This window comes from Nostoc sp. DedQUE09, assembly GCF_034530915.1.
GTDB lineage: Bacteria > Cyanobacteriota > Cyanobacteriia > Cyanobacteriales > Nostocaceae > Nostoc.
Genome location: NZ_JAVRCE010000067.1, coordinates 1 through 21,697 on the forward strand (window position 1 = coordinate 1; position 21,697 = coordinate 21,697).

General features: G+C 44.3%; 18 protein-coding genes. 15 read left to right on the forward strand and 3 right to left on the reverse strand.

Annotated elements, in window-relative coordinates; translation table 11 throughout:
* Positions 1-187 precede the first annotated feature (187 nt).
* Both RMY27_RS29245 and ptsP read left to right on the forward strand, forming a co-directional pair.
* Positions 188-1,165, forward strand: a complete 978-nt coding sequence (locus tag RMY27_RS29245) for a hypothetical protein (RefSeq protein ID WP_322668341.1) — start codon at positions 188-190, stop codon at positions 1,163-1,165.
* A 61-nt stretch (positions 1,166-1,226) separates the two neighbouring features.
* Entirely contained in the window at positions 1,227-3,743 is a 2,517-nt protein-coding gene (gene ptsP, locus RMY27_RS29250; protein ID WP_322668342.1) for a phosphoenolpyruvate--protein phosphotransferase, read from the forward strand.
* Between the two features lie 170 nt (positions 3,744-3,913).
* Here the strand turns inward: ptsP and RMY27_RS29255 are convergent, their stop codons facing one another.
* Together RMY27_RS29255 and RMY27_RS29260 are read right to left on the reverse strand one after the other, a co-directional pair.
* Positions 3,914-4,303 (reverse strand): hypothetical protein, encoded by a 390-nt coding sequence (locus RMY27_RS29255; protein WP_322668343.1) that lies wholly within the window; start codon positions 4,301-4,303, stop codon positions 3,914-3,916.
* A 155-nt stretch (positions 4,304-4,458) separates the two neighbouring features.
* A complete protein-coding gene (locus tag RMY27_RS29260) occupies positions 4,459-5,436 on the reverse strand; it encodes a carbohydrate kinase (protein WP_322668344.1) in 978 nt (325 codons plus the stop codon).
* A gap of 363 nt (positions 5,437-5,799) precedes the next feature.
* Here RMY27_RS29260 and RMY27_RS29265 point away from each other — a divergent pair, with 363 nt between their 5' ends.
* The 5 genes from RMY27_RS29265 (at position 5,800) to RMY27_RS29285 (ending at position 11,055) form a co-directional block, all read left to right on the forward strand.
* Complete coding sequence (locus RMY27_RS29265; protein ID WP_292870113.1) at positions 5,800-6,063, forward strand: helix-turn-helix domain-containing protein; 264 nt, start codon at positions 5,800-5,802, stop codon at positions 6,061-6,063.
* Positions 6,064-6,528: 465 nt separating this feature from the next.
* The gene (locus tag RMY27_RS29270) at positions 6,529-7,230 is read left to right on the forward strand and encodes a DUF6391 domain-containing protein (protein ID WP_322668345.1); all 702 of its coding nucleotides are present in this window, start codon (positions 6,529-6,531) and stop codon (positions 7,228-7,230) included.
* A 95-nt stretch (positions 7,231-7,325) separates the two neighbouring features.
* Positions 7,326-8,321 (forward strand): glycosyltransferase, encoded by a 996-nt coding sequence (locus RMY27_RS29275; RefSeq protein WP_322668346.1) that lies wholly within the window; start codon positions 7,326-7,328, stop codon positions 8,319-8,321.
* Positions 8,322-8,382: 61 nt separating this feature from the next.
* Positions 8,383-9,444 (forward strand): dTDP-glucose 4,6-dehydratase, encoded by a 1,062-nt coding sequence (rfbB, locus tag RMY27_RS29280; RefSeq protein ID WP_322668347.1) that lies wholly within the window; start codon positions 8,383-8,385, stop codon positions 9,442-9,444.
* A gap of 417 nt (positions 9,445-9,861) precedes the next feature.
* Positions 9,862-11,055: a serine/threonine-protein kinase gene (locus tag RMY27_RS29285; protein ID WP_322668375.1), complete on the forward strand. Its 1,194-nt coding sequence runs from the start codon at positions 9,862-9,864 to the stop codon at positions 11,053-11,055.
* Between the two features lie 200 nt (positions 11,056-11,255).
* On the opposite strand, the gene msrA is transcribed toward RMY27_RS29285, so the two are convergent.
* Entirely contained in the window at positions 11,256-11,924 is a 669-nt protein-coding gene (gene msrA, locus RMY27_RS29290; RefSeq protein ID WP_322668348.1) for a peptide-methionine (S)-S-oxide reductase MsrA, read from the reverse strand.
* Positions 11,925-12,131: 207 nt separating this feature from the next.
* Between msrA and RMY27_RS29295 the strand changes: the two genes are divergently transcribed.
* The 8 genes from RMY27_RS29295 to RMY27_RS29330 all read left to right on the forward strand — a co-directional run bounded on the left by RMY27_RS29295 (position 12,132) and on the right by RMY27_RS29330 (position 21,605).
* Positions 12,132-12,569, forward strand: a complete 438-nt coding sequence (locus RMY27_RS29295; RefSeq protein ID WP_322668349.1) for a YidH family protein — start codon at positions 12,132-12,134, stop codon at positions 12,567-12,569.
* Between the two features lie 235 nt (positions 12,570-12,804).
* A complete protein-coding gene (locus RMY27_RS29300; protein WP_322668350.1) occupies positions 12,805-13,656 on the forward strand; it encodes an STAS domain-containing protein in 852 nt (283 codons plus the stop codon).
* A 13-nt stretch (positions 13,657-13,669) separates the two neighbouring features.
* A complete protein-coding gene (locus RMY27_RS29305) occupies positions 13,670-14,083 on the forward strand; it encodes an STAS domain-containing protein (RefSeq protein ID WP_322668351.1) in 414 nt (137 codons plus the stop codon).
* Positions 14,022-14,468 (forward strand): anti-sigma regulatory factor, encoded by a 447-nt coding sequence (locus RMY27_RS29310; protein ID WP_322668352.1) that lies wholly within the window; start codon positions 14,022-14,024, stop codon positions 14,466-14,468. The genes RMY27_RS29305 and RMY27_RS29310 overlap by 62 nt, the downstream gene beginning before the upstream one ends.
* A 1-nt stretch (position 14,469) precedes the next feature.
* A complete protein-coding gene (locus tag RMY27_RS29315) occupies positions 14,470-15,477 on the forward strand; it encodes an ATP-binding SpoIIE family protein phosphatase (protein ID WP_322668353.1) in 1,008 nt (335 codons plus the stop codon).
* Complete coding sequence (locus tag RMY27_RS29320) at positions 15,474-17,621, forward strand: ATP-binding protein (RefSeq protein WP_322668354.1); 2,148 nt, start codon at positions 15,474-15,476, stop codon at positions 17,619-17,621. Before RMY27_RS29315 ends, RMY27_RS29320 begins: the two co-directional genes overlap by 4 nt.
* On the forward strand, positions 17,614-19,587 hold the full coding sequence (locus RMY27_RS29325; RefSeq protein ID WP_322668355.1) for a response regulator: 1,974 nt from the start codon (positions 17,614-17,616) through the stop codon (positions 19,585-19,587). Before RMY27_RS29320 ends, RMY27_RS29325 begins: the two co-directional genes overlap by 8 nt.
* A 506-nt stretch (positions 19,588-20,093) precedes the next feature.
* Positions 20,094-21,605, forward strand: coding sequence for a BamA/TamA family outer membrane protein (locus tag RMY27_RS29330; RefSeq protein ID WP_322668356.1), 1,512 nt, complete (start codon positions 20,094-20,096; stop codon positions 21,603-21,605).
* The last annotated feature ends 92 nt before the right edge of the window (positions 21,606-21,697 follow it).

The window sequence follows — 21,697 nt, forward strand, 5'->3', positions numbered from 1 at the left end:
CCGTTGCCTTTTTACCTAATGACTCTCCTTTAGATTTACTTTATAAATAGCCTCTTATCAGCCTCTCCAAGCTGTAGACGGTGCAGCTTTATATAAAAAACAATTAACGAATGGTAATGAAGCATATTTACAAGTTATTAATATTCGTAAAATGCACATAGACCAAATTACCGGAGAGGTAGATAATATGGGTCTAAATGAAGGTAAGTATTATAAAGGAGAAAGTGGACATTACAGCCCTTTTTTCCAAAATAAGTTGTTTTCTGAAGTTACAGGCGAGTATAAAAAACTTTACACAAACAATGTTTTTTCGGTGATTAATTGTTCTTTTTTTGAGCAATATCAATCTAGTACTCAATTATCTTTTCCAATAAAACTCAATGGTGTAGTCATCACTGGTGGCACTAGCCCTTATGGCCCAATCAAGGAACCAAAAGATAAATATTATCGTAATATTCGCCTCAAAACCTTAGTCTGGGATGATAAGCAGGCATATATTACCGATTACAACCAAGCTAGTGGTGCGCCTCTTAACCAAAAAGCAGTGAAGAATGCGATTGTTACTTACCGATATAGCGATCATCCGGCGAAAGTATTAGCCCAAAACCAAGCGAATAAGTATCAAGTTATCGGTACTTTGAACAAAGATGGTGTTAAAGGTGACGAGCTTTTGTTGATTATGACGGTGAACCAAGCAACTCTAGATGAGGCAGCTGATTTATTACGTAAATTAGGAGTCAAAGGCGATATCATTACCGTTGACGGTGGCAGATCAACTTATTTGTTCAATTCCCAGAAAGGAAATATTATTGTTCCCCAACTGTCTAATCTGCAAGAAAATCCTACTTTCCGACATTTACCTCATTATTTGGGATTCCGTAAGAAAAGTAAAAATCAGGTTGCGCCAAAAATATCAATTAGTCAGCCAGTTGGTAAAGTACTTCCAAAGAAGGATCAACCTTTTTTAATATTGTGGCGGGATAATTTTGCCGATGATGTCTCGATTAAGTTGTACGATGGGAACAAACTTATCCAAAACATTTCTTCCCGTACTGCTAGCGATGGTGTTTATGAGTGGACACCACGTATTTCCGTAACAGAAGGCTATTTTATTCGTATTTCTAGCTGGAAAGACCGGAATATATTCGGGCAGTTGCAATTGTAGCGGAATGGGAAAATGAAATGGATAACTAGCTAAACGCAAACCTCTCAACAAGGTTGACGGTGTGGCCGCAATCGCAATTGTTATCGTTTCTCACAGTAAACAACTAGCTTTGGGTGTGCGGGAACTCGCCGCGCAAATGGTTCAGGGCCAAGTTCCCATTGCTGTTGCAGCAGGTATTGAAGATTCTGAAAATCCATTGGGTACAGATCCGATTCAGGTTTATGAGGCGATCACTTCTGTATTTTCTGATGATGGTGTCTTGGTGTTAATGGATTTGGGTAGTGCTTTACTGAGTGCAGAAATGGCAATTGAGTTTCTATCAGAAGCACAACAGAAGAAAGTATATTTGTGTGAAGCACCTCTAGTTGAAGGCGCGAGCGCTGCTGTAGTAGCGGCGGCGGCTGGTAGAGATATTCACCAAGTTATGGCGGAAGCACGCGGCGCACTGCTTGCAAAAGCAACTCAACTGGGTGTAGTTACTAGGCCGTTGTCAGTTGTCACCCCAATAACAACTAATGTAGAATCGCCAACGCGAGAAATTCGGCTGATTGTGAGCAATCGCTTAGGATTACACGCCCGTCCCGCAGCCCAGTTTGTGGCAACGGCAGCCCGGTTTCAATCTCAAATTCTGGTACGGAATTTAACAAGAAATACTGAGCTAGTCAGGGGTGACAGTATTAACCAAGTCACAACTTTAGGGGTGCGTCAAGGACACGAACTGCTGATTACTGCCACTGGTTCTGATGCAGATGAGGCGCTAGCAGCATTACAGGGATTATTCGCAAATAATTTTGGTGAAGATAATGTTACTTTGAATTCTCCACCAGCACACCATGAAGTTACACCAACAACTCACGGTGAACTTTCGGGAATTGCAGCTTCTGCCGGAGTAGCGATCGCACCTGTTGTTCATTATCAACCTACCCACGTTTCTATTACGGAATACCACGTAAACGATCCTGATGCAGAGTGGCAAAGATTACAGGCAGCGATCAACACTGCCCGACAAGAAATTCAAGCAGTTTTCTCCCAAGCATCTCTGCAAATTGGTGATGCTGAAGCCGCCATCTTTGATGCCCAATTACTATTTTTAGAAGATCCAGTACTGTTGTCAGCGGCTCATCAACGCATTTTAGACAACCATATAAATGCTGAAGCAGCTTGGCAAGCTGTAGTCAATGACGTAGCGACTTCCTACCGCGCACTTGAAGATTCTTATCTGCAAGAGCGAGTTGACGATGTTGTAGATGTTGGGCAAAGAGTGCTGCGATTACTCGCTGGAAATGCTGCGGCTAACCTGCATCTTAAGTCACCCGCGATTTTAGTTGCAACTGATTTAACTCCCTCAGATACCGCTGGACTAGATCCGACAAAGGTGTTGGGTATTTGTACAACTTCAGGCAGTGCCACATCTCACAGCGCCATTATCGCCCGGACATTGGGTATTCCCGCAGTTCTGGGAGTTGATGCTCAGGTGTTGCACTTGGCAGATGGTACACTAATGGCACTTGATGGTGAAAGTGGCAAAGCTTGGGTAGAACCAGAATCACATATCCTAGATTTACTTGCAGCAAAGCAGTCAGCTTGGCAAACTGCCCAACAGGAAGCACGAGCTACGGCACATCAGCCAGCAATTACTCGTGATGGTCGGCAAGTTAGCGTTTTCGCCAACATTGGTAGTATTAGTAGTGATGTGCAAGTTGCCGTGGCTAGCGGTGCAGAAGGGGTGGGATTACTCCGCACTGAGTTTCTGTATTTAAACCGAACAAGCGCACCCACTGAAGAAGAACAACTAGAAGTGTATCAGGCCATCGCCCAAGTTTTAGATAATCGGCCGCTAATTATTCGTACCCTCGATGTCGGTGGTGATAAGCCACTTCCCTATATTAAAGTAGGGTTGCCAGAAGCTAACCCTTTTTTGGGTTGGCGGGGAATTCGTTTCTGTTTAGATCGTCCAGAATTCTTCAAAACTCAGTTACGGGCAATTTTGAGAGCCGGTGTAGGACACCAAATTCAAATCATGTTGCCGATGATTGCTACTGTAACTGAAGTACGTGCAGCTAAGGTAATTTTGGGCGAAGTACAGGCTGAACTAAATCAAGCTGGTATCGCATTTGATGCAGCGATGAAAGTAGGAATTATGGTGGAGGTTCCGTCAGCAGTAGCGATCGCAGATCAGTTAGCAGCTGAAGTAGACTTCTTTAGTATAGGGACTAACGATCTGAGTCAGTACGTCATGGCTAGCGATCGCACTAATCCCCGCGTGGCAAATTTAGTTGATGCGCTACATCCAGCCATATTGCGAATGGTGCAGCAAACTGTCCAAGCTGCCCATGCGGCGGGGATTTCGGTAGGATTATGTGGAGAATTGGCAGCAGATACTTTAGCAACACCAATTTTATTAGGTTTAGGGCTGGATGAGTTGAGCGTCAATCCTCAAAGTATACCTGGAGTGAAGCAGGCGATCGCTAGGTTGAGTATAGTTGAGAGTGAAGCGATCGCAGCATCAGCATTACAACAAGATTCCGCAGAGTATGTTAGAGAACTAATTTCAACTTTAGTTACTCCCACCGCATAATTAATTCGTAATTCGTAATTTTTAATTCATAATTGAATTACCTAGAGTCTAAATTCCCTACTAATTCAAGACCACCAATAAATACAATTACGCATGAGTATTTCGCCAATAATCATGTTAGCCAGTCCACGAATGTCATTACGAATTACGAATTACGAATTACGAATTAGTTAAAATCTTATTCCCAATTGCCCGTTAAAGCCACGAATAGTATTGTAACCAGCACCAACAAAAACGTTATTAGTAGCACCTACCTGAACGCCACCTGAAACTGCAACGCCTTTATCCTCTGAATAAAGTCCAATTCCTACATAAGGTGAAATTACAGGCAAATTGATAAATTTTAAAACATCAACTCCCGTAGCACCATCAGCGCCAGTTCCTACTTCAACCCCGAAATTCAAAGCCCTAGCTCCGACAGCATAAGTTATGTCACCATCTTTTCCACCAACTGAAACCCAAGGTTGCGGTATCAGTTGAGCCGATGCTTGACTTGGGGCAAACAAAGTTAACAAACCTATAGATGTAATTAATGTTTTAGCAATAATCGCGATTTTCACGTTGTTCTCCGATTAATTGTTTTTAGGACTTATACCAATTGTTTATGAAGACGCATAAAAAGAACCCTAGTGCCGTCGCACCTGCTTTTAGTAAGATTTTCTAGCCAGGAGTATCAGCCTTTGGAGGCTGATATCCCAGTGGCTTATGCTAATTCCTAGAGTTGATGTGTGGCTAAAAAAGCTTCGACTTCAGCAGCAGTAGGTTGGGAAGCGATCGCACCTGGTTTAATGGTAGTCAGTGCCCCAACAGCACTAGCATAAGTAACAATGCGTTTTACTGTTTCTGCATCCCGCAAGCTGTGGATACCATACTGACCCAGTTGGTGGATGAATCCTGCCAAAAAGCTATCTCCTGCGCCAGTTGTATCAACTACAGGGATGGAAAACGAGGGTAATTTGCCTTCGTTCTCACCTAGACAATAAGTGCAGCCGTTTTCCCCATCTGTCACCAGTACCCCTTCAATTGAAGCTAGACGATAAGTTATGGCTCCGGGATCTGCGGTTTCAAATAGCCATTCAGCTTCTTCTTTGGAAAGTTTGAGGAAATCAACTCGCTTAAATAATTCTGGAATTTTTTGATGGGCGATGTTTGGCTCTTTCCAAAATACAGGACGCCAGTTAACATCCAGCACAATTTTTAAGTCGTAATGTTCTGCTAACTCTAAAGCGCGGTGAATTGCCGCTTCACTTTCAGGATAGGCTAATTCCAAAGTACCCAAAACCAGAAAATCTGCTTCTTGAAACAGCGAATCTGACAATTGTTTAGCTTGCAGGCGAGTATCGGCAAATTCTGCGGTATCGTACTGACCAAATCCGGCAAACGTGCGATCGCCAGCCAGATCCCGTGTAACATAAACTTGCCGCGTTGGTGCTGTGGGATGACGTTGTACTCCCGTAGTCTCTACACCTACATCTTGTAATAGTTTGACCAGTGCATTTCCTGGCTCATCTTCGCCAACAGCTCCGATAAATCCCGCTGACATTCCCAGCTTGACTAAAGCACAGGCTACGTTAGCTGGTGCCCCTCCTGGATAAGGAGTCCAAGATTTCACTTCTTCCAGCTTTAGCCCTAATTGATCGGCTAAACAATCAAACAAAATTTCACCAAGGCACAAAACACGGGGATTGCTCATCTCATTTTCAATTTTAGATTTCGATTTGGGATTAGGAATTTACAGTATAAAATCTACAATAGTTTTTGCTAATCTGTCGCCAGTCCTTCATAGAATTAAATAGCAATTTTTACTACTCCTATAGCATATATATGCTTCTGATTCTCGCTTATTTCAACTAAGTGCTTAGACAACATCTTTATCAAAATGAGCTATATTTATTACATCAAATGTCGCATAGTTTATATTTTTGCCAACTTGAAATCCAAAGAAAATATTGACAATCATATTACTGCTAACACTTGAAACCCCTACCAAGAAAAGAATCTTCTAGAATTAGAAAGAGCGATTAAGTACATATACCAAGGGAGGATAGAAATAGTCATGGCTGGTGGCAAGTCTGAGACCCCCGTTAGTCTGTCAGACAGAGAACTGCAAATTATCGACTTAGTAGCCGCTGGCTTAACTAACCAAGAGATTGCAGCAAAACTGGAGATTAGCAAGCGTACAGTTGATAACCATATCAGTAATATTCTGACTAAGACTGAGACAGATAATCGAGTAGCCCTTGTCCGCTGGGCTTTACAGTGGGGCAAAGTCTGTTTGAATGATGTCAATTGCTGTACTCTACCTAACCAGATTGAATAAGCAATTTACTAGTAGAAGCTTAATTGCTTTGGTCTAGTAAATTACAAGCCAATTTTGAGTTTTACTGATTGTTCCCCTCCTTACGCCTAAGTTTTCAGTGTGAACACTCTACCAAAAGTTCCGAGTCCATCACTCAGCCGGAGTTTATGTTAGTGGAGCCAGCTGACCCTCGGACTCGGAAACTAAAAAGATCAGAATTCCTTTCCAAATTGACTGGGGATTGGGGGCTGGAGAAGCAGGGGAGCAGGGGAGCAGCACTTCGGCTACGCTCAGTGACCGGGGAGCAGGGGAGAAGGGGAGTAGGGGAGCAGAGGAGAAGTTGCAGTAAGTCTTTCCCCTCTGCCTCTTATGCCCCATGCCCTAACTAAAACAACCATCTACAAAAATTAGCAACAATTCAGTGGTGCAAGCGTTACATTTGAAGGAAATCTATGTTGCCCCATCGGCTTTGGGAGTAGTGTTCCAATGAATACTTCCGCTTCTTTTCAGGGTAGCTCGTCTCCCTTTGAATTTTTTAACTTTGATTTTACGATACCTGTATCTGAGAAGGTTCCCAGTCTTGAAGACCAATCTTCAGACTTTCCGCAATCCACACAAGATGCCGACTTACTCAGACAGCTATCGTTTATTCCAGGGTTGAAAGAAATCTTGATGCTGCGGCAGGTTCATGCTTTAGAACATGCTACTGTTTGGGTTCTTAGCGAATCAAAAAGCGCCTATCCTGCTACAGGAGTAGCCACTAACGTTCAACTAGATAATGAACTATTAGGCGGTTTATCTACTGAGCAGGGATTCTACCTCTATGGTGAGGTAAATATTAGTGATTTGCGGCGTGCAGTCACACTTGCTCGACATCGCATCACCAGTGGAGAATGGGATTTGGCTGTACATCCCCGTTGTGGCACAAATTTATCAGTAGCAATGCTCTTAACAGCTGGACTAGCTGTCGGTGTGCATCTATTGCTACCATTTCGACCAATCGAGCAACTTATAGGTTTGGGATTAGCAGCAACGACAGCCGCGGAAATCGCACCTGATTTAGGTTCTATGGCACAGCGTTACCTAACAACTGCCATTCCTTTTAACCTAGCAATTGAAAATATTACCCGTACACGAGATGTTTGGGGGCGTGAGGCACATTTTGTTAAAGTAGGCTGGCAAGAATGAAGAGAGCAAGAAGAGATAAGGGGACAAGATAAAATTTTCTCTCTTGTCTTCCCCATCTTCCCACACTCCCTAGTTCCTACTCCCCTAAAAAAATTATGAGAAAACTTTACTTCTTGCTTCCTGGTACAGATAGCAAATTTGCCTGTGGTGGTCTTTGGGCTGAATTAAAAGCACTTAATTTAGCTCAGAATTTCTGTAGTGCTGATGTTGTAACTTACCGCCAACGGGAAAAAGATAAGCTTTTTATTGATGATTTGCTAAAAGAGGAAAATTTAAATGATGTAATTTTTGTGATCAGTTGGGGATTTGATATAGCTCAACTCGTGGCTAAACTTAAGCAATACAATGTCGTTTATCATGCACATAGTGCAGGTTATCGATTTAAGCTACCTGCAAGTATTCCAATCATGACTGTTAGCCGCTATACAATGGGATATTGGGGAGAAAAATCACCCAATTCTCTGATTTATTATTTGCCCAATCAAATTTCTGATGAGTTTCAAAATTTAGGTTTAGAACGGGATATTGATGTTTTAGTTCAAGCTCGGAAGTCTTCTGAGTATTTAATTAAAGAATTAATTCCAGCGTTGCAAAAACGTTGTAAAGTATTGGTTGTTGACTCTTATGTAGAGGATTTACCCGGACTATTCAACCGAGCTAAGGTTTACCTCTATGATTCGGCTGAGTACTGGGCACAACAGCGTGTTAGTGAAGGATTTGGTTTACAACCAATGGAAGCTCTTGCTTGTGGTTGTCAAGTATTTTCTAGTGTCAACGGTGGACTAGCTGATTACTTAGATCCTGGATTTAATTGCTATAAAATTGCTGGATATTCTCAAGAATATGATGTGCAACGTATTCTGAAGGTGATTGATTCTTCAGTAGCTTTTAGTTTATTTGAAGAATTTTTGGTTGAGCATCGCACTGAAAATATTATTAAGCGTTTCCAAGTTATTTTGGATGAGTTAAATGAGTTTTTTGATCACAAAAGTCAGCAGCCATCTAATATTAAGAGTTTGACAAAAACACGGATGGCAAAATTACTTGCTCAAAGGATATATGGGAAGCTGAGGAAGAAATATTTTAAGTAATATAAATAATACAAACGAACCGCAGAGGCGCACAGATCACAAAAAGAAGAGAGGAAATTGAATGAATCGGCGGTTATTAGTTACTGGGGGTGCGGGATTTATTGGGGCAAATTTTGTGCATCATTGGTGTCAGGTTTATCCAGACGATCGCGTGGTGGTATTAGATGCGCTTACATACGCGGGGAATCGTCTGAATTTGGCGCTGGTTGAGGGAAGAGAGAATTTTCGGTTTGTGCAGGGGGATATTTGCGATCGCACCATCATAGACAACCTATTAGCAACGGAAAATATTGATACCATCGCCCATTTTGCCGCTGAATCTCATGTGGATCGTTCGATTCTTGGGCCGGCTGCTTTTGTGCAAACTAATGTAGTCGGAACTTTCACGCTGCTGGAAGCTTATCGGCAACATTGGGAGGCGAAAGCACAGCCATCTGATTATCGTTTCTTACACGTTTCTACTGATGAAGTCTATGGCAGTTTGGGCGCAGATGACCCAGCTTTTTGTGAAACCACACCCTACGCTCCCAATAGTCCCTATTCAGCTTCAAAAGCAGGTAGCGATCATTTAGTCCGTGCTTATTATCATACTTATAAACTTCCAACCATTATCACAAATTGCTCTAATAATTACGGGCCTTATCAGTTTCCCGAAAAACTAATTCCCCTAATGTGTATCAACACTTTGATCGGGAAACCATTACCTGTTTATGGTGATGGTAAAAATGTCCGGGATTGGCTTTATGTGGGCGATCATTGCCGTGCTTTAGATGTGGTAATCAATAATGGTCAACCAGGAGAAACATACAATATTGGTGGCAATAATGAGGTGGAAAATATTAACCTCGTGCAACTTTTATGTCAAATGATGGATGAATTAGCACCTGATTTACCAGTATATCCAGCCAAGCAGTTGATTACTTTTGTTAAGGATAGACAGGGACATGACAGGAGATATGCAATTAACGCGAACAAAATTAAAACTCAGCTTGGTTGGACGCCTTCAGTAACAATTGCTGAGGGTTTACGTTTAACAGTTGAATGGTATCTCAATCATCGTGATTGGTGGGAGCCTCTGCTGTCTGCGGAATATCAAGCTTACTATCGCAAAAATTATTTGTAACCCACAAACTCACATTCTGCACCTAAGAGGTTGTTTTAAAAGTAGTTGGCTGTAATTTTAATCACATTATTACCCCCTTTAATCCCCCCTTGTAAAGGCTACGGTGTACACACAAGTCGAATTACCCCCCTTAATCCCCCCTTGGAAAAGGGGGAAACTAGAAATACAGTTCCCTCCCCTTTCCAAGGGGAGGGTTAGGGAGGGGTAAAACTTACGCTTAAAGTCTGATGAGTGAAGTGCTTCAGACTTGTGTGTACACCGTAGCTTGTAAAGGGGGGAAACAAAAAAACTCCAAGGGTTAAGTGTATACAAAAAAACTTTTCAGACATCCTCTAATGCTCTCACAGTTTATCTAAATAATGACTATCCTTAAATATAAGGGAATTCAGATCAGCGTAAATTGCCAGCAGGTGTATGATGCTGCAACCAGAACAAATATTACAAGATCGTTATCAAATCCAGCGCCAACTCGGCAATAATGGAATTCGCCAAACTTGGCAAGCATTGGATTTACAAGCCTCTGATGGCGAAAATTCTATCGTTGTGGTCAAACTTTTGGCCTTTGGCGGTACTGTACAATGGGATGACCTGAAACTTTTTGAGAGGGAAGCACAAGTTCTTAAACAGCTAAATCATCCCCGCATCCCTCGATATATAGATTATTTTTGTATCGACGATCGCACTCTCTGGTTTGGCTTAATACAAGAATATATTCCTGGTGAGTCGCTTAAGGAAAAACTTGCTGTTGGCAAAAGGTTTAGTGAAAAGCGAGCGAGAAAAATTGCTATTGAAGTTTTAAATATTCTCATCTATCTACATGAGTTGAATCCTGGGGTGTTGCATAGAGATATTAAACCGAGTAATTTAATCTGGGGTGATGATAATCGGATTTATTTAGTTGATTTTGGCGCAGTTCAGGATAAAGCAGCAAGAGAAGGCGTTACTTTTACCGTTGTCGGGACTTATGGTTATGCCCCAATGGAACAATTTGGTGGTCGAGCTGTTGCGGCTTCAGACTTATATGCACTGGGAGCTACTTTGATTCATTTGCTCACTGGAACTCCCCCCTCTGATTTACCCCAGCAGGATTTGCGACTACAATTTACAGACCGAGTTAACCTCAGTCCCAGTTTTGTCAGTTGGCTACAAAAATTGATAGAACCCGCTCCCGAACAAAGATTTACTAGTGCAAGCGTTGCGCTGAATGCCCTAAAATCGGGACTGACTGTCAAATCTGGAAAGAGGAATGAACTTTTGCCACTAAAAGAAATAATTAACAATTCTGGATGCGGGATCAATAATCAGAATGAAACAGTTCCAGAGGAAATTCTCGGTTGGAATTGGGGTGCTTTTCTGATGCCTTGGTTGTGGATGTGGCCGAATCAAGTGTGGTATGGTTTATTCTGTTTTGTACCTAATGCTTGGTGGGTAATGGCGATCGCACTCGGTGCAAAAGGCAATGAATGGGCTTGGAAAAGTAGGCAGTGGCGCAGTATTGAACAATTCAAAGCCCATCAGAGAGGCTGGGCGATCGCTGGTATTCTACTTGGAGCACCTATTAGTATTATGTTATGGGTGCGAGCGATCGCTTTACTCAAATCTGCATTTTAGTGGGGCATTGGGCATTGGGCATTGGTATTATTTATTCTCCCCTGCCCCTCTGCCCCTCGGTCACTGAGCGTAGCCGAAGTGCTGCCCCTCTGCCCCCCGGTCACTGAGCGTAGCCGAAGTGCTGCCCCCCTGCCCCTCGGTCACTGAGCGTAGCCGTTCGCGCAGCGTCTCGTAGAGAAGTGCTGCCCCCCTGCTTTCTTCTAACCGCTAACTTGCGATTCAACTACACCCACGGGACAAGATACATTTGTCCCTCCTAAACCACAATACCCATTAGGATTTTTAGCCAGGTATTGCTGATGGTAAGCTTCGGCGTAGTAGAATTCCGGCGCATCCAAGATTTCTGTAGTAATCTTGCCATAACCTGCGCTGTTGAGGGCTTGCTGATAAGCTTCCCGTGATGCTTCTGCTAGCTGCTTTTGATTTTCGGAATATACATAAATTCCCGAACGGTATTGAGTGCCAACATCATTACCTTGGCGCATCCCTTGGGTGGGATTGTGGCTTTCCCAAAAGACTTTGAGCAGTTCGGCATAACTAATCACTTTGGGATCAAACACAACCAACACCACTTCATTGTGACCGGTTCGCCCACTACATACCTCTTCATAAGTGGGGTTGGGTGTTAACCCAGCAGCATAACCGACTGCGGTGGTGTAAACTCCTTTAAGTTGCCAGAATTTGCGTTCTGCACCCCAAAAACAGCCCAAGCCAAAGATTGCCTTCTCTAATCCATCGGGAAAAGGAGGTTTTAAGGGATTCTTGTTGACATAATGAGCGGCGGGTACTGACATAGATTGTGCCCTTCCTGACAAAGCTTCCTCTGGTGTGGGCATAACTGCCTTTTTGCCAAATCCGAATAGTGCCATTGATTTTGACTCTGATATATATCTTTACCTTATTTACCATTGTAAAGATTCTCGCGATCGCTTGGGTTGTAAGTATTAAGACCTTATGGATATTGAAGGTACGCTTTCGCCGCACCGAGGGCGATTGTGCCAGTTGCGTAAGTCCTTTGTGGCGTTAGTCCATGCTATGAATACTTTTTAAGGCAAACTTAGCCTCAGAAGATACTTATGGATAAAATACCGAAAATTGACCGTCAAAGGGAGCATCAAGCGAATGAACGTACCTTTCTGGCTTGGCTACGCACTTCTATTGCATTGATTAGCTTTGGTTTTGTGATTGCGCGATTTGGTATATTTCTGCGCCAGTTGAATATTACTATTACTCAACAAGAACCTCCGGTAAGTCCATTATCTAACTCGGAAAATTTGGGTGTTGCTTTGGTAATTTTTGGAATTTCGACTATTGCCTTAGCTGCATGGCGATACAACCAAGTTTTTTGGCAAATTGAAGGAGGGAACTATAGACCAAATCGGTTAATGGTTTGGATCATGACTGGATCTGTGATTATTTTGGGATTTTTCTGTATTCCTTTGCTTTTATGGCGCGATAAAGTACCTTCTCGTTCTCCGCTTCCCATTCAGCCCCAGTCTCGAAGTTTGCATTAAATACCGCAGGAGTCAAAATACACTTTTAGACGATCGCATTTTTTTGTGACTTTTTTGCCGATCCTCAATCAATCTTAGGGTAGGCGTAGCCCAACCCAGATATCGCTGTATATCTGCCCAATTTATCGCACTTGATATCTAGCTTTTAGGCTTTTTGTAATCATCGCTTTCACCTTGCGCTGAATCGTCATACACTGATTTTGAACTAATGAAAGCGGTTGCCTTCAAAGAAACGATGAGCGAAAGTAAGATATCAGAGATATTGGAAACCTTCGAGGCAGACTTGCTGTCGGAGTGGATTCAAGAACTAGCCATTGTCAATATTCGCAGAGGCTTGATAAAAGAAGCCCAGCTAAAGGAGGAGTGCCGGGAATTCCTGAGTTTGTTGCGGATTGCTGTTGGGCAAGACAAGTTTACCAATATTCAGGCAGCGGCTTGGCAGGAGATGCGGGAGATGCTCAACAGCATTTCTCGATCGCGATCGCAAAATGGTTTTACACCCTCAGAAACGGCTACATTCGTCTTTTCGTTCAAGCAACCCCTGTTCAACCGAATGCGCCAGCAATTAAAAGACCCCATTGAGTTGGGTGAAAATATCTGGTTAGCTACAAACTTACTAGATCAGCTAGGATTGCTGACCGTTGAAGTCTATCAAAAGGCGCGGGAAGAGGTGATTTTGCGGCAGCAGGAAGAGTTGATGGAGCTGTCTACCCCCGTCGTTAAACTCTGGGAGGGAATTTTGGCATTGCCGATAATCGGTACCCTGGATAGTGCCCGGACTCAAATGATGATGGAATCATTATTGCAAAAAATTGTCGAAACCAGTTCCGAAGTTGCGATCATTGACATTACCGGGGTTCCCACTGTCGATACTCTGACTGCCCAACATCTGCTCAAGACTGTTACTGCCGCCCGTCTTATGGGAGCTGATTGTATGATCAGTGGCATTCGTCCGCAAATTGCCCAAACAATCGTCTATCTTGGCATTGATTTGACAAATGTAGTCACGAAAGCAACCTTAGCCGATGCCTTTCTGACGGCGCTAAAACGGTTGGGAACGACCATTGCCCGCTCTCAATCCAAATAGCTGGAAGGAAGTAATGGAACACATTCCTATACTCAAAATGGGCAATTTTCTACTTGTGACAATCCAGGTAGATATGCACGATCGCCTCGCCATGACGCTACAAGAAGACCTGACCAACCGCATCACTCAAACTCACCCTCACGGTGTCCTGATCGATATTTCGGGATTAGAGATTGTTGATTCTTTCATTGGGAGAGTTTTAGCCAACATTGCCAGAATATCACGGGTGCTAGATGCTGAGACAGTTGTCGTCGGGATGCAGCCTGCTGTGGCAATCACCCTAGTGGAATTGGGGATGTCGCTGATGGGGATTCGCACTGCCTTAAACGTTGAAAAAGGTATGGCATTGTTGCGATCGTCACTCAATGAAACCACAAATCAAATCACTAGCACTAAATGGCGTGCAGATGACGATGGAGAAGACTGAAACGATTAACATTCAATCTTCTACAGATGTAGTTTTAGTTCGGCAGTCTGTGCGCCAGTTGGCCGTGGAAATTGGCTTTGGCTTAGTAGACCAAACTAAAATTATTACCGCCGCCAGTGAGTTAGCCCGCAATACCTTAGACTACGGAGGGGGCGGCACAGTCAAGCTAGAAACGCTTCAAGAAGGACGACGACGAGGACTCCGGCTGACCTTTGAAGATCAAGGACCGGGAATTTCCGATATCGAACTGGCCCTAAAGGATGGGTTCACCACCGGCAGCGGCTTAGGTATGGGGCTGGGTGGTGCCAAACGACTTGCCAGCGAGTTTGAGATTCAGTCTGTGGTGGGAGAAGGAACACGGATAATAATTGTACGATGGAAATAAAATGAAAGAATCTGTCGCTGTTACAATTACTGAATCTAGCCAGATTGGGGAAGTCAGACGGGCGGCGATGGCTTTAGGAAGTCGGCTGGGTTTTCAGGAAACGGAACGGGGCAAGATTGGGATTGTGGTGACAGAAATTGCGAGCAATCTGCTACAGCACGCCCACGGCGGAGTAGTGCTGCTGCGATCGCTCAACCAAAATTCCAGAATTGGCATCGAAATCTTATCGCTAGATAAAGGACGGGGAATGGTCGATGTGGATGAGTGTTTGCAAGATGGCTTTTCCACAGCCGGAACCTTGGGCAATGGTATGGGTGCAATTTGTCGCCTTTCTGGTTTATTGGAAATTTACTCCGTTCCCAACCAAGGAACAGCGCTTTTGGTTCACCTCTGGTCAGACTCAGCCCCCCATTTGCCTGAAAAGTTTTTAGAAATTGGAGCGATCTGTTTGCCCAAACAAGGAGAAGAGGTTTCAGGAGATACCTGGGCATCGGAAGTCGATAGTTGTCGTAGCCTGTTGTTAGTAGCTGATGGTTTAGGACATGGACCTGCCGCGGCTTCTGCTGCTTCCGCAGCCGTGAGAATGTTTCAAGAACATCTTCATCGTTCTCCTGGGGCGATCATCGAAGCTGCCCACGCCGCCTTGCGAAGTACCCGAGGAGCAGCACTCGCCATTGCCGAAATCGACTTTGACCAACAGTCTGTCCGCTTTGCTGGGATTGGCAATATCGCTGCTAGCATTTTCTCCTTTACTGAGCATCGCCATCTGCTATCTCACAATGGCACGGTCGGACATGAAATCCGCAAAATTCAAGAGTTTAGCTATCCCTGGTATGCCAACGGAGTTTTAATTATGCATTCTGACGGATTAGGCGCTAAGTGGCAGATGGATCGCTATCCAGGCTTAATGCAAAAACATCCCAGCCTGATTGCAGGTGTGCTATACCGAGACTTTAACCGAGAGCGGGACGATGTGACAGTGTTAGTTGCGAAAGGAATGGGCAGATGACAAGGATTTTCACGATCGCCATCCAGTACGAACAGGATGTTGTGCAAGCTCGGCAACGAACTCGTGAGATTGCCGAGCAGTTGGGCTTTGATGCTCAAGATCGGGCGCGATTGGCAACCGCAGTTTCCGAAATTGCCCGCAACGCGTTTCAATATGCCCAAGACGGAACAGTGAAATTTTCTGTGGCGGGAGAGCCGCAAGCGTTTCTAATTCAGATTCAAGATCGGGGTGAGGGCATTCCTCATTTAGCAGACGTTTTGGCAGGACGCTACACCTCTGATACGGGAGCGGGGCTAGGGATCGTAGGCACGCGCAGGTTGATGGATTTATTTGAGATTGAATCGCTGCCGGGAGAAGGAACAACGGTAACAATTGGCAAAAGGTTGTCGAAGCGCACACCTACTTTCACCGATTCGCAATTGCAGCAGATTCGAGAAACCGTAATTGGGCGATCGCCTGAAAATCCCTATCAAGAAATTCAGCAGCAAAACCAGGAATTACTCCGGGCAATGGCAGAGCTACGGAAGCGCGAGGAAGAACTGAGCCAACTCAATCAGGAATTGGAAGATACTAATCGCGGTGTGGTTGCCCTCTATGCAGAACTGGATGAGAAAGCCAGCTCCCTGCAACAGGTAAACGAGCTAAAAACCCGCTTTCTCTCGAACATGAGCCACGAGTTTCGCACGCCGCTCAACTCGATTTTGTCCCTCTCTCGGATGCTGCTAGCCCGGATGGATGGCAATTTGACCATCGAGCAAGAAAAGCAGGTGACATTCATCCAAAAGGCGGCGAACGGATTATCAGAACTGGTCAATGATTTGCTAGATTTGGCAAAGGTGGAAGCTGGAAAAATTGAAGTGCGTCCCAGTTCCTTTGAAGTTAGTGAATTGTTTGCCACGCTGCGGGGGATGCTGCGCCCATTATTGGTTCAAGGTTCCTCTGTGACGCTGATTGTCGAGGAAGCTGAAGGTATTCCGCCGCTCTATAGCGATGAGGGCAAAATTGCTCAAATTCTCAGAAACTTTGTCTCGAATGCGCTGAAATTTACCGAGCGGGGAGAGGTGCGCGTCAGCGCTGTGCAAACTGGTCATGCCATCACCTTCTCTGTATCTGATACGGGCATCGGCATTGCTCACGCCGATCAAGAGCGGATTTTTGAGGATTTTATGCAAATCGAGTCCCATCTGCAAAAGCAGGTGAAGGGAACCGGGTTAGGATTGCCGTTATCGCGCAAGCTAGCGGAGCTACTCGGGGGCAGCATTTCGGTGAAAAGTCAGCTGGGTGAAGGCACTACCTTTACAGCCTTGATTCCCATTGTCTACCCAGATGCCACCGAATTCACTGTACTGCAACCAATCACATTAGTTGAGCCAACTCGCCTGCCCATTCTGGTGGTTGAAGATCATCCAGAAACCCTATTTATTTACGAAAAGCACCTTCAACAATCAATCTATCAATTGATTCCTACCCGCACCTTAGCTCAGGCAAGGCTTGCCTTACAAAAACTTCGACCAGCAGCGATTATGCTAGATATTCTGCTGGAGGGGCAAAACGGCTGGACGTTCTTGCGAGAAATCAAAGGAGATGAAACTACCCGCACTATCCCTGTACTCGTTATTACCATCGTTGATAACGAAAAGCAAGCACTGGCGCTAGGAGCAAACGGTTTCCTAATTAAGCCAGTAGACAGATTGCCGCTGTTGAACAAACTGAATACGCTAATTACTGAGAACAAGCCTCAAAAAGTCTTGTTAATTGACGATGACCCCAGCTATCGGTATCTAGTGAAACAGTTGTTAATAAATACACCTTTGAGCATTTTAGAAGCCGCAAATGGAAAAGAAGGATTAAATTTGGCACAAAAAGAGCAGCCAAACGCCATCGTGCTGGACTTGGAGATGCCAGAGATCGGCGGGTTTGATGTACTCAAGCAACTTAAAAACAATTCCGTCACTCAATCGATTCCTGTGATTATTCACTCATCTGCTCAACTGGATGCAGAAGCGCAAAGCCGATTAGCGGCGCAAAGCATAGCCATTGTTTCTAAAGAAACAGGCTCTCAAACCACGGCGATCGCTCAACTTCAAGATGCGCTCGTCAAAGCTGGGCTTGTTGTAGAGGTTTCAGGGAAAAGTCATGTCTGAGCCACGAGTTACGATCCTGCATGTTGACGATAACGAAGCCAATCGTTACGTTGTTACCCGTATTTTGCAAAATGCAGGCTTTACTGTGGTGGAAGCGGCAACTGGAACGACAGGATTAGAAGCTGTTGCTAACTTTCAGCCTGACTTAGTAATTTTAGATGTTCAATTACCAGATATCAACGGCTTTGAAGTCTGTCGTCAAATTAAGGCAAACCCGGAAACGGCTTTTATCCCTGTGCTACACCTTTCTGCAAGTTTTGTCCAAAGCCAGGATAAAGCAGAAGGCTTGGACAGCGGTGCCGATGCTTATCTGGTGCAACCTGTTGAACCAATTGAACTGCTCGCCACTTTGCGATCGCTGCTGCGAATTCGCCAGGCGGAGGAAGCTGCTTTGTCCTCAGCGCGAGAGTGGCAAACCACCTTTGACTCCATCAACGACGGCGTTTCTCTGGTAGACCGAGAAGGGATAATTATACGCTGTAATCGAGCGATGATGCAGCTTTTTAACAAGCCCTCCCACGAAATTTTAGGTTATGCCCACCATGAGTTGATGAGCGCAGAATTGGGAATCGGTGATGGCGTTTGCTTTCGCCGTGCGAAAGAAACCCACCAACGGCAAGTCCTCGAATTTCAGTCTCAAGAACGGTGGTTTGCCAAAACCATTGACCCGGTACTTGATGGGGATGGGAATCTTACAGGCGCCGTTTTTATTCTGTCAGATATCACCGAACGTAAGCGGGCAGAAGCATTGCTGAAAGAGCAAAATGATCGCCTCAATCAACTAATGATTTCTTTGCAGCAACAGACTGAACAAGCGCAGCAAGCCAACCGCATCAAAGATGAGTTTTTGGCAGTGCTGTCTCATGAATTGCGATCGCCCTTGAATCCAATTCTGGGTTGGGCCAGGATTCTCCAAAAGAGTCACCAAGACGCAGCTAAAACTCAGTACGCCCTCGAAACCATCGAGCGCAACGCAAAACTGCAAGCACAACTAATCGAAGATTTGCTCGATGTGTCGCGCATTCTCCAAGGTAAGTTAAATTTAAACACAGTTCCAGTTAGTCTAACTTTTACCATCAAAGCCGCTCTTGAAACTGTGCGGCTCGCTGCTGAAGCTAAATCCATTCAAATTCAAACAATATTTGAACCGAATGTTGGGCAAGTGTTAGGTGATTCTGGTCGCCTGCAACAAGTTGTTTGGAATCTACTTTCTAACGCGATTAAATTTACCTCACAAGGTGGTCGAGTAGAGGTGCGGTTAGAAACGATCAAGGATGAAGTTGATACTCATCCTGTGGAATATACTCAAATCACTGTCAGCGACACTGGTAGGGGCATCTCTGGTGACTTTCTGCCCTACGTCTTTGACTACTTCCGCCAAGCCGATGGGACAACGACGCGAAAATTTGGCGGGTTAGGGTTAGGGTTAGCAATCGTGCGTCATTTAGTTGAATTGCACGGCGGAACCGTTCACGCAGCCAGTCCTGGAGAAGACCAAGGAGCAGTATTTACAGTCAAACTGCCACTGATCGCTGCTTCAAAATTGAATCAAGTTAATACAGCCGATCATGATCGCTCAGACTTTAATCTCAATGGATTGCAAACGCTGCTTGTAGACGATGATAAAGATTCGCGGGAGTTCATTGCCTTTGTGCTAGAACAGTACGGGGCACAAGTGACTGAAGCGGACTCAGCACATGATGCTCTGAATAATTTGGGACGAGCAAAATTTGATTTGTTAATCAGTGATATTGGTATGCCCGATATGGATGGCTACACACTAATTCGTCAAATTAGAAACCAGTCACCCGATCAAGGCGGAGAAATCCCAGCGATCGCCCTAACTGCTTATGCAGGAGAAATTAATCAACAACAAGCACTAGCCGCCGGATTTCAACAGCATATTTCTAAACCAATTGAGCTAGAAGTATTAATACAGGCTATTTTGACTATAGTAACGGTCTAGCAAGCTGACTTTAATAGAGTTGTCATATCATGTCCGCTTGATTACTTATCAAACCCGAAGAACCCCACCCCGCCAAAGCTACGCTTTGTCTCCCCTCCCCGCTTGCGGGGAGGGGATTAAGGGGAGCCAGTGCGGTCTTGGGGTCTCCCCAAGTGGAGCATCTGGCGTGTGGGGTGCAATGATATCATGTCCGCTTGATTGCTTATTAAACCCGAAGAACCCCACCCCGCCAAAGCTATGCTTTGTCTCCCCTCCCCGCCTGCGGGGAGGGGCTGGGGGTGGGGTGCAATGACTGTGGAAATCATAACTAATTATACGGACATGATATGACTGTGGGAATCATAACTAATTATGCGGACATGATATCAGGAAATAAGATCAGAAATCCTTGAAACCTTATGCAGCAAGCATTTTAGGCTATTTTAACTAAAATAGCTGTAAGCTATGTGTATCAGTAGTTTCAGACATTTTTCTCGTTATTTCCTACAAACTAAGAATAAATCGAAATGCGTATTCAAATAGCTTTAGTTGCGATCGCAGTCATCTTAATAGCTGGAGAAAATCTAGAGGCCGTTGCAGGCTCACAAACTTCTACTGAAGATGGCACTAGTAGTATTGTGACAACAAAACCTACATTACAGATAGAGGGAGAGTATGCAAAATATGGTGACTATATCGGATTAACTCCTGTAGATAACCAGTCTACCGAGTTTTCTCAGAGAATTGTCAAAGACATCCAGATTCGTTTTGTTAATAACAAAGATCAATTGCTCGACGACAAAGGTCAGCCGATCAAAGGACGTACCCAAAAAGAGTTTATCATTGGTCTGCTGAAACTCAAACCTGGTGAGGTATTCCGTGAAGATTTACTAGAAGCAGACTTGCAACGATTGCGGAGATTAGAGTCATTTAATGAAGTCAATGTTTATCGCCAAGAAGATGCCAACAGCGTTGATCTCATCTATGAAATTAAAGAGCGTGACTTCCCTTCTCTAATCTTAGGAGGCGGTAGTAACGAAGATGTTGGATTATTCGGTCGGTTAGGTTATAAAGATGAAAATATCAGCGGTCTTAACGATAAATTAGATACAACTGTGCAAATCAGCGGTAAAGATGTCCAATTTAATGGTCAGTTTACTAGTCGTTATCGTCCTCAAGAACCAAACCGCTTAGGCTACAGCATCAGAGCTTTTCGTAATCGTAATATATCGGGAACCTTCAATGAAGATATCAGATTGTCTAACGGTGACAAAGTACGCGAGGGACGGTTTGGCGGTTCTGTAGGAGTTTTACGATCTTTTGATCAGTGGGATGCAGCTATAAGTTTGAACTATACCAGAATTAGCCTACGCGATCGCGAATATAATGTCGCACAGGTGGATAGATTAGGGAGTCCTTTATCTGTCAGTGGTACTGGCATTGATGACTTATATACAGTATTATTTTCTGTATCCAGAGATCAACGCGATCGCCGAGAAAATCCGACTCAAGGATCGATTCTCACTCTCAGCACAGAACAAGCAATTCCGATTGGACTGGGTAATATTTCTAGCAACCGCCTACAGGGAGATTATATTCAGTATTTACCAGTCAGTTGGATCGGTAATGGTAGACCAACTGACAATCCAGAAATGTTGGCGATTAATTTCCAAATTGGTACGACTATTGGAGACTTTCCACCAGCTGATGCTTTTAATATTGGTGGACTAGATTCTGTTAGGGGTTACGGTTATGGAAAAGTTGCTAGTGGTCGGAGTTATGGTTTAGCTTCTGTGGAATATCGTTTCCCAATTTCTTACTCAATTGGAGGAGTTCTTTTTACTGACTTCGCCTCAGATTTCGGGTCTAGCGAAACCGTACTAGGAGAACCAGGAGTGCTACGAGATAAACCTGGAAGTGGGTTTGGTTACGGCTTAGGATTGCGCGTCAAGTCATCCTTTGGGCTAATTCGAGGTGATTTAGGAATTAGCGACCGAGGAGAACTTAGATTTGAAGTTACTACAGGTCAGCGATTTTAACGGGTAGCGGAAAAGCCCTAGAAAAGTACTGAGGATTGCTTAATAACACACTCAGGGCTGCTTGAGTGTGTCTAGTCCAAAAGGACATAATC

What these genes read in the sequence shown, in the direction of transcription:
- RMY27_RS29260 (WP_322668344.1), bottom strand. Translation starts at nt 5,436, where the DNA reads ATGAGCAATCCCCGTGTTTTGTGCCTTGGTGAAATTTTGTTTGATTGT.
- RMY27_RS29310 (WP_322668352.1), top strand. Translation starts at nt 14,022, where the DNA reads ATGAAACCACAAATCAAATCACTAGCACTAAATGGCGTGCAGATGACG.
- RMY27_RS29265 (WP_292870113.1), top strand. Translation starts at nt 5,800, where the DNA reads ATGGCTGGTGGCAAGTCTGAGACCCCCGTTAGTCTGTCAGACAGAGAA.
- RMY27_RS29315 (WP_322668353.1), top strand. Translation starts at nt 14,470, where the DNA reads ATGAAAGAATCTGTCGCTGTTACAATTACTGAATCTAGCCAGATTGGG.
- RMY27_RS29295 (WP_322668349.1), top strand. Translation starts at nt 12,132, where the DNA reads ATGGATAAAATACCGAAAATTGACCGTCAAAGGGAGCATCAAGCGAAT.
- msrA (WP_322668348.1), bottom strand. Translation starts at nt 11,924, where the DNA reads ATGGCACTATTCGGATTTGGCAAAAAGGCAGTTATGCCCACACCAGAG.
- RMY27_RS29245 (WP_322668341.1), top strand. Translation starts at nt 188, where the DNA reads ATGGGTCTAAATGAAGGTAAGTATTATAAAGGAGAAAGTGGACATTAC.
- RMY27_RS29270 (WP_322668345.1), top strand. Translation starts at nt 6,529, where the DNA reads ATGAATACTTCCGCTTCTTTTCAGGGTAGCTCGTCTCCCTTTGAATTT.
- RMY27_RS29325 (WP_322668355.1), top strand. Translation starts at nt 17,614, where the DNA reads ATGTCTGAGCCACGAGTTACGATCCTGCATGTTGACGATAACGAAGCC.
- RMY27_RS29300 (WP_322668350.1), top strand. Translation starts at nt 12,805, where the DNA reads ATGAGCGAAAGTAAGATATCAGAGATATTGGAAACCTTCGAGGCAGAC.
- rfbB (WP_322668347.1), top strand. Translation starts at nt 8,383, where the DNA reads ATGAATCGGCGGTTATTAGTTACTGGGGGTGCGGGATTTATTGGGGCA.
- RMY27_RS29330 (WP_322668356.1), top strand. Translation starts at nt 20,094, where the DNA reads ATGCGTATTCAAATAGCTTTAGTTGCGATCGCAGTCATCTTAATAGCT.
- RMY27_RS29305 (WP_322668351.1), top strand. Translation starts at nt 13,670, where the DNA reads ATGGAACACATTCCTATACTCAAAATGGGCAATTTTCTACTTGTGACA.
- RMY27_RS29320 (WP_322668354.1), top strand. Translation starts at nt 15,474, where the DNA reads ATGACAAGGATTTTCACGATCGCCATCCAGTACGAACAGGATGTTGTG.
- RMY27_RS29275 (WP_322668346.1), top strand. Translation starts at nt 7,326, where the DNA reads ATGAGAAAACTTTACTTCTTGCTTCCTGGTACAGATAGCAAATTTGCC.
- RMY27_RS29285 (WP_322668375.1), top strand. Translation starts at nt 9,862, where the DNA reads ATGCTGCAACCAGAACAAATATTACAAGATCGTTATCAAATCCAGCGC.